Raw genomic sequence first — 1,718 nt, 5'->3', positions numbered from 1 at the left:
CGCGCGGCGGCGGGGCGGTCCCGCGGGCCCCGCGCGCCCCGCGCGCCCCGCGGACCCGACGCGAGCGGCTCCGCAGCGGCCTCGGCTGGGCGGTCACGGCCGCGCTCGTCGGGGTGCTCGTCTGGTTCGGCTGGCCGAGCACCCTCGGCGGCTGCACGACGCTGACGATCGTCTCCGGCCACTCGATGGAGCCCACGTACTACACGGGCGACCTCGTGGTCTCGCGCTGCGGCACCCCCGAGGCGGGCGACGTCGTGGTCTACACCCCGCCGGGCCTCGACCACGGGCGGGTCATCCACCGCGTGGTGGGCGGGGACGCCGGCGACGGCTGGGTGATCCAGGGCGACAACAACGACTTCCTCGACCCCTGGCGCCCGCACGCCGCGGACGTGCTCGGCATCGCCCGGCTGCACGTCCCGGGGCTCGGGCGGGTGGCGTCGATCCTGCTGGACCCCTGGGCGTGGGCGTCGCTGCTCGTGGTCGCCGCCGGCGTGCTGCTCTGGCCGGCGCCGCCGGAGCCGCAACGGCCCGAGGCGGCCGCCCCGGACGGCGCGCACGCGGTGGTCGCCCCGTGACCCCCGCCGCCCGGCGCGCGGCCGCCCCCGCCGTCCTCCTCCTCGTCGTCGTCGCGGTGCTGACCGCCCTCGCGCTGTCGCCGGCGAGCGCCGCCCGCCTCGTCGTGCGCGGCCCCTCGGTCACGACCGGCAGCGCCGCCCCGTGTGCCGCGACGGCGCTCGGCGCCGCGTCCGGCACCGCGACCGCGTCCGGCACCGCGACCCAGGTGGTGCTGTCGGGCATCCCGGCCGGGTGCCGCGGCCAGGTGGCGACGCTGCGCCTGTACGCCGCGGACGGCACCGCCCTGGCCGCGGCCGACACCACCGTCACGCTCGCCGCGTCCGGCAGCACCGCCGTCACGGTCCCCTCCTACCCGGCGACCCGGGTGGCCGGGGTGGCCCTCACGGTCGGCACCTGGTCGCTGCCGGTGACCTGGACCGCCCCGGCCGGCGCGGCCGCCGGTCCCGTGACGCCCGGCGCCGGGACCACCTTCGGCGCCCTCACCTGGTCCCAGCTCGCCTCGTCGGGCACCCAGGCCTGCGTCACCGTGGACGTCTCCGGCGCGACCGGGGCGTCCTGGCGCGTCGACCTGCACCTGGCCCAGCGCCCGTTCAACGGCCTGACCTCCGGCTCCGGCTTCTCGGTGACCCCGTGGTGGGCGGGGGTCCTGGACCCGCGGCCGGTCGACGGGGTGGTCTCGGTCGGTGCGCGCCCCGGGCAGGAGTCCTTCGCCACGGCGGCGGCCACGGTGACGGTCTGCCACTACGGCCTGCCCGCCCCCGCGTACGACCCCGCCCTCACGTACGCGCAGACCGCGGGCGCCGTCACCGGGACGGGCGCCTGGGCGTGCCAGAGCACCACGGTCCGCGTCACCGGGACGCCGCAGTTCTACGCCGGGTGGCGCGCGGACGTGGACGTGGCCCCGCTGGTCGCCTGGTTCGCGGCGCGCGGGATGCGGGCCGACCTCACGACGCTGACGGCGCAGGGCAACTACGCCCTCGCGGCGCAGGGCGGCACCACGTACCGGGTGACCCCCACCGCGTGGGACACCGGGGGCGTCCGCGACGACACCCCGCGCACCTTCGAGCTCTGCGCCCGCACCTGACGCCGCGCACCCGACGCCGCGCGGCCGCCGCCGGGCGCCGCCGCGGCGCGCCGCGCCC

2 protein-coding genes are annotated in these 1,718 nt (G+C 79.6%); both read left to right on the top strand.

Features of this window, described 5'->3' with window-relative positions; genetic code table 11:
- A partial coding sequence (locus FA014_RS19385; RefSeq protein WP_195969397.1) for a S24/S26 family peptidase occupies window positions 1-575 on the top strand: 575 nt, incomplete at its 5' end.
- Window positions 572-1,660: a hypothetical protein gene (locus FA014_RS19380; RefSeq protein WP_154731234.1), complete on the top strand. Its 1,089-nt coding sequence runs from the start codon at window positions 572-574 to the stop codon at window positions 1,658-1,660. The genes FA014_RS19385 and FA014_RS19380, both read left to right, overlap by 4 nt.
- The last annotated feature ends 58 nt before the right edge of the window (window positions 1,661-1,718 follow it).

The organism is Cellulomonas hominis (assembly GCF_005239125.1).
GTDB lineage: Bacteria > Actinomycetota > Actinomycetes > Actinomycetales > Cellulomonadaceae > Cellulomonas > Cellulomonas hominis_A.
This window is presented reverse-complemented; position numbering and strand designations above follow the sequence as displayed.